Below are 5929 nucleotides of genomic sequence, written 5' to 3'. Positions count from 1 at the left end.
CACCCTCCCACGCGGCTGCGCCGCGCGGGCCCCTCCCTCTCCCCCAGGGGGAGAGGGGGCGATGAGTTTCAACAGCTTCGGACGCGTGCTGCGCTTCACCACCTGGGGGGAAAGCCATGGACCGGCGCTCGGCGCGGTGGTCGATGGCTGCCCGCCGCGGCTTGCGCTGTCGGAGGGGGATATACAGCCTTTCCTCGACAAGCGCCGACCCGGCCAGTCGCGCCACACGACGCAGCGGCAGGAACCCGACCAGGTGCGCATCCTGTCGGGCACGTTCGAGGGCAGGACGACCGGCACGCCGATCAGCCTGATGATCGAGAATGTCGACCAGCGGTCCAAGGACTATGGCGAGATTGCGCAGGCCTACCGCCCCGGCCACGCCGATTATGCCTATGACGCCAAATACGGCATCCGCGACTATCGGGGCGGCGGCCGGTCGAGCGCGCGCGAGACGGCGGCGCGCGTCGCCGCGGGCGCGGTGGCGCGGCTGGTGATCCCCGAGGTGAAGATTCATGCCTGGGTGGCGGAGATCGGCGGCGATGCGATCGATCCCGCCAACTTCGACCTCGACGAAATCGACCGCAATCCCTTCTTCTGTCCCGATCCCGCCGCGGCGCAGCGCTGGGAAGCGCTGATGGACGGCGCGCGCAAGGCAGGCAGTTCACTGGGCGCGGTGATCGAATGCGCGGCGAGCGGAGTGCCCGCGGGCTGGGGCGCCCCGATCTATGCCAAGCTCGACGCCGACCTCGCCGCCGCGATGATGGGGATCAACGCGGTAAAAGGGGTCGAGATCGGCGCGGGATTCCACGCGGCGCGCCTGCGCGGCGAAGAGAATGCCGATGCGATGCGCCCGGCCAGCGACGGCAGCAACCGTCCCGATTTCCTGTCGAATCATGCGGGCGGCATCGCCGGCGGCATCTCGACCGGGCAGCCGGTGGTCGTGCGCGTCGCCTTCAAGCCGACCAGTTCGATCCTCACGCCCGTCCCGACGATCAACCGCGCCGGCGAGGCGGCCGACATCGTCACCAAGGGACGCCACGACCCCTGCGTCGGCATCCGCGGCGCGCCGGTCGTCGAGGCGATGATGGCGCTCGTCCTCGCCGACCACAAGCTGCTCCACCGGGCGCAGTGCGGATAGGGGGCGGGTGGAGCTTCTCGCCGACTTCATCGCCGCGCACCGCGCCGTCATCGGCCTGGTCCTGCTGGCGGGCATCTTCATCGCCTTCCTGTGGGAACGCTTTCCGCCCTCGGTCGTCGCGGTCGGGGGCGCGGGGGTCATGCTCGCGCTCGGACTGCTCGATGAAAAGGCCGCCTACGGCGTCTTCTCCAACAGCGCGCCGCTGACCGTCGGGGCGATGTTCGTCCTCTCCGGCGCGCTGATCCGCACCGGGGTGATCGACCGCGTCGGCAATTATGTCGTCGACCTTGCCAAGCGGAGTCCGCGGCTCGCGGTGGTCGCGGTGTTCGGCGGCGGGCTGGTCGTGTCGGGCTTCATCAACAGCACGCCCTTCGTCGTCGTTATGATGCCCGTCTGCTTCCGGCTGGCCGAGGCGATGGGCGTGTCGCCGAAGCGGCTGCTGATGCCGCTGTCGATCGTCGCGGTGCTTGGCGGCTGCCTGACGCTGGTCGGCACCTCGACCAATCTCGTCGTCGCGGGCATCGCCGAGCAGGCGGGGCTCGAGCCCTTCGGCCTGTTCAGCATCACCCCCTATGGCCTTGCGATCGCCGGCGCGGGCATTCTCGGCCTGCTGGTCATGGCGCGTTTCCTGCCATCGGATTCGCCGCGCATCGCCGAAAAGGCCGACGGGTCCGAACAGCTTTATCTGACCGAGTTGACGCTGCGCGAGGACGATCCGGCGATCGGCAGCGCGCTGGGCAAGGCGAATCTGGATTTCGCGCCGATCGGCGTGATCAGCGGTGGACGCTTCATCACGGGTCCCGACGCGCGCGCGCATGTGCTGGCGGCGGGCAACCGGATCGTCGCGCGGATCGACGGCGCCAGCCTGATGACGCTGCGCGGCGGCGGCCGCTTCGGCATCGGCATCGGCGACAAGCTCGACAAGGAGGCGATGGTCGCCGAGGTGACGGTATCGCCCAGTCACCGCGAGATCGACCGTCGGCTGGGCGAAATCCCCTTCCTTCAGGGACAGCCCGTCCGCATTCTCGGCGTCTCGCGCTTTCGCCACAATCCCGGGCCGACGCTGTCCGAAAACCGCATCCGCGCCGCCGACCGGCTGCTGGTCGAGGCCGACGAGGTCGACATCGCAAGGCTGCGCGCCAATCCCGGTCTGATCGGCGTGGCGATGACCTCGATCACCGCCTTCCGACGTCGCAAGGCATGGATCGCGATCCTCGTCATGGCCGGCGCGGTGCTGCTGTCGGCGCTGGGGGCGATGTCGATCGGTATCGCCGCCTTCATCGGGGTCGGCATCGTGTTGCTGACGCGCTGCATCGACGCGTCGGAGGCGTGGGCGAGCATCGACGGCGACGTGTTGATCCTGATTTTCGCGATGCTCGCCGTCGGCGCCGCGCTCGAGGCGGCGGGATCGGTCGCGCTGGTCGTCGGCGCGCTCGAGCCGGTGCTGACCCACGCGCCGCCATGGGCGGTGATCGCGATCGTCTATTTCTCCGCGATGCTGCTTTCCGAACTGCTCAGCAACAATGCGGTGGCGGCGCTGATGGGGCCGCTGGTCATCGGCATCGCCGACGTGTCGGGGGTGGCGCCCTATCCGCTGCTGATCGCACTGATGATGGGAGCATCGGCCTGCTTCGCGACCCCGGTGGGTTATCAGACCAATACCCTGGTCTATGCGGCGGGCGACTATCGTTTCGTCGATTTTGTTCGCGTCGGCGTTCCGCTCAATATCCTGACCGGGATCGCGGGCTGCACGGCGCTGGCTTTCTGGTCGCCCTGACGGCCGTTCGCCGCATCGGTGATTGCCCGCGGTCCGCCGGGCTGTTACCCGAACCACGAAAACAGACCCGGACGATCCGGGAAAAGGGGAACATCTTTCATGGCTAAACGCCTCACGTTCTACATCCTGATCGGCATGATCCTCGGCATCGTCGCCGGGGCGATCTCCTATGCGCAGGTCGGCGCCGACAAGGAGGCGGCGACGCAGGTCGCCGGCTATTTCAAGCTGCTCGCCGACGTCTTCCTGCAGCTCATCAAGATGATCATCGCGCCGCTGGTGCTGGCGACGATCGTCGCCGGCATCGCCAACATGGGCGACAGCGCGGCGCTCGGCCGCATCGGCGGGCGCGCTCTGCTGTGGTTCATCACCGCCAGCCTCGTCTCGCTGTCGCTGGGGCTGCTGCTCGTCAACCTGCTCCAGCCCGGCGTCCGGCTCGACCTGACGCCGATGGCCGACATCGGTGAGGTCAAGACCGACGCGCTCAACCTGCGCGATTTCGTGATGCACATCTTCCCCAAGTCGATCTTCGACGCGATGGCGCAGAACGACATCCTCCAGATCCTCGTCTTCTCGCTCTTTGCCGGGGTCGGCCTGTCGGCGCTCGGCGAGCGCGGTGCGCCGCTTGTGCGCGCCGCCGACGCGCTCGGCGAGCTGATGCTCCAGATCACCAACTATGTGATGCTGTTCGCCCCCTTTGCGGTGTTCGGCGCGCTCGCCGGCGTCATCACGGTCAACGGGCTGGGTATCCTGCTCGATTTCCTGCGGCTGATCGTCGAATTCTATTTCGGGCTGCTGCTGCTGTGGGTGGTGCTGCTCGCGCTCGGTGCGATCTTCCTGGGCAAGCGCATTCTGATGCTGGTGCGCTATATCATCGAGCCGCTGCTGCTCGCCTTCTCGACCGCCTCGTCGGAGGCGGCGCTGCCCAAGCTGTTCGAGCAGCTCGACCGCTTCGGCGTCCCGCGCCGCATCTCGGGCTTCGTGCTGCCGCTCGGCTACAGCTTCAACCTCGACGGGTCGATGATGTACATGAGCTTCGCGACGCTGTTCATCGCGCAGGCCTATGGCATCGACCTGTCGATCGGGACGCAGATACTGATCCTGCTGACGCTGATGATCACGTCGAAGGGAATCGCCGGCGTGCCGCGCGCCAGCCTGGTCGTGATCACCGCGACGCTGGCGCAGTTCGGCCTGCCGGTCGAGGGCGTCGCGCTGATCCTGGGCATCGACCAGTTCCTCGACATGGGCCGGTCGGCGACCAACGTCGTCGGCAACGCGGTCGCCACGTCGGTCATCACGCGGTGGGAAGGGATGCTGGAAACGGCCGATCCCGCGGACATGGATTACCCCCACGCGCCGAGCCGGACCGCGCACCGCGGCGCGCGCGGGCTTGAGCTGCAGGAGGATATGGTGGAGGATAGCGGCCCGCCCGCGGCCGGCCGCACCTGACGCCCAGCATTCCGGCCGCTCCCCCCGACACGGGCGCGCAAGGGAGCTGAATCATGGCCGACACGACGGCGAGCGCGAGCGCGCGCAGCGAGGAGGTGCGCGCCCGCCGCTTGCAATGGCGCATGCTGATCGGCTTCGCCGCGGGGCTGATCGCCGGCCTCGCGGTGCATTACGGCGCCGCCGACGCCGGCTGGGTCGATGCGCTCACCGCTTACGTCACGGGGCCGATCGGGCAGATTTTCCTGCGCCTGCTGTTCATGCTCGTCATCCCGCTGCTGGTATCGGCGCTGATCGTCGGGGTGGCCGAGATGGGCGAGATGCGCGCGCTGAAGTCGGTCGGCGTGCGCACGCTGGTCTATACGGTGTGCGTCTCGGCCGTGGCGGTGGCGATCAGCCTGCTGCTCGTCAACCTGCTCCAGCCCGGCGCGGGGGTCGACCCTGCGCTGGCCCGGACGCTGATCGCGCAGGGCGCCGACGGGGCGAAGGCGATCACCAGCCAGGCGGGCGAGGCGAAGACGGGTATGGATGCGCTCGTCGCGATCATCCCCAGCAATTTCATCGGCGCGATGAGCCAGAACGACGTGCTGGCGGTGATGTTCTTCGCGCTGTTCTTCGGCATCGGCCTGATGATCGTGCAGACCCCCCAGACCGCGACGCTCAAGAGCGCGATCGAAGGGGTGTTCGAGGTCGCGATGACGCTGATCGGCATCGTCATCCAGCTTGCGCCGGTCGCGATCTTCTGTTTCATGTTCAATCTGGCCGCCGAGTTCGGCTGGGACCTGATGGTCCGCCTGTCGGCTTATGTCGGCGTCGTGCTGCTCGCGCTCGGCCTCCAGATGTTCGTGGTCTTTCCCATCGTGCTGCGGCTGCTCGCGCGCAAGTCGCCGCTCGCCTTCTTCCGCGAGACGCAGGAGGTTTTCGTGATGGCCTTCGCCACCTCTTCGTCGAACGCGACGCTGCCGACCGCGCTGCGCGTCGCGCACGATGGGCTGCGCCTGCCCGACCGGGTGGCGCGCTTCGTCCTCACGCTCGGCGCCACCGCCAACCAGAACGGCACCGCGATGTTCGAGGGCGTGACGGTGATCTTCCTCGCGCAGTTCTTCGGCGTCGACCTGACGATGCAACAGCAGGTGATGGTGATGCTCGTCTGCATCCTTGGCGGGATCGGCACGGCGGGAGTGCCCGCGGGATCGCTGCCCGTGATCGCGCTGATCCTCGCCTCGATCGGCGTGCCGCCGGAAGGGATCGGGCTGGTGCTGGGGGTCGACCGCTTCCTCGACATGTGCCGCACGACACTGAACGTCGTCGGCGACCTCGTCGCCGCGACGGTGGTGTCGGCGGGCGTCGGCGATGCGGAGGGCGCGGAGCCGGCCGCCTGACGCGGGCGTTCAGGCCCCTCTCCCGAAGGAGAGGGGCGAGAGCGGAGATTCTACTGTTCGCGAACCGGCCCGGTGGGCTCGATCCGGCTACCGCGCACCGGACCACTCGGCCGTGCGGGCGGGGTGGCGCGGGGTGGCGGGGCCGGCCGCGAGGCGCGCGGGGGCGGCGCACCCGCTTCGGGCGCCGGG

The 5929-nt window shown here is 68.5% G+C and carries 4 protein-coding genes; all 4 read left to right on the top strand.

What is annotated here, in order from left to right; all coding sequences use genetic code 11:
* Positions 1 to 61 precede the first annotated feature (61 nt).
* A complete protein-coding gene (gene aroC / locus SGR02S_RS18695; RefSeq protein ID WP_067113634.1) occupies positions 62 to 1138 on the top strand; it encodes a chorismate synthase in 1077 nt (358 codons plus the stop codon).
* Between the two features lie 7 nt (positions 1139 to 1145).
* The gene (locus SGR02S_RS18690) at positions 1146 to 2915 is read left to right on the top strand and encodes an SLC13 family permease (RefSeq protein WP_067113631.1); all 1770 of its coding nucleotides are present in this window, start codon (positions 1146 to 1148) and stop codon (positions 2913 to 2915) included.
* A 99-nt stretch (positions 2916 to 3014) separates the two neighbouring features.
* The gene (locus tag SGR02S_RS18685) at positions 3015 to 4361 is read left to right on the top strand and encodes a dicarboxylate/amino acid:cation symporter (protein WP_067113628.1); all 1347 of its coding nucleotides are present in this window, start codon (positions 3015 to 3017) and stop codon (positions 4359 to 4361) included.
* A gap of 53 nt (positions 4362 to 4414) precedes the next feature.
* Entirely contained in the window at positions 4415 to 5740 is a 1326-nt protein-coding gene (locus SGR02S_RS18680; RefSeq protein WP_067113625.1) for a dicarboxylate/amino acid:cation symporter, read from the top strand.
* The last annotated feature ends 189 nt before the right edge of the window (positions 5741 to 5929 follow it).

It is taken from the genome of Sphingopyxis granuli NBRC 100800 (assembly GCF_001591045.1).
GTDB classification, from domain to species: Bacteria; Pseudomonadota; Alphaproteobacteria; order Sphingomonadales; family Sphingomonadaceae; genus Sphingopyxis; species Sphingopyxis granuli.
This window is presented reverse-complemented; position numbering and strand designations above follow the sequence as displayed.

Coding starts and splice junctions, on each gene's coding strand:
- SGR02S_RS18680 (WP_067113625.1), top strand. CDS start 4,415: ATGGCCGACACGACGGCGAGCGCGAGCGCGCGCAGCGAGGAGGTGCGC.
- SGR02S_RS18685 (WP_067113628.1), top strand. CDS start 3,015: ATGGCTAAACGCCTCACGTTCTACATCCTGATCGGCATGATCCTCGGC.
- aroC (WP_067113634.1), top strand. CDS start 62: ATGAGTTTCAACAGCTTCGGACGCGTGCTGCGCTTCACCACCTGGGGG.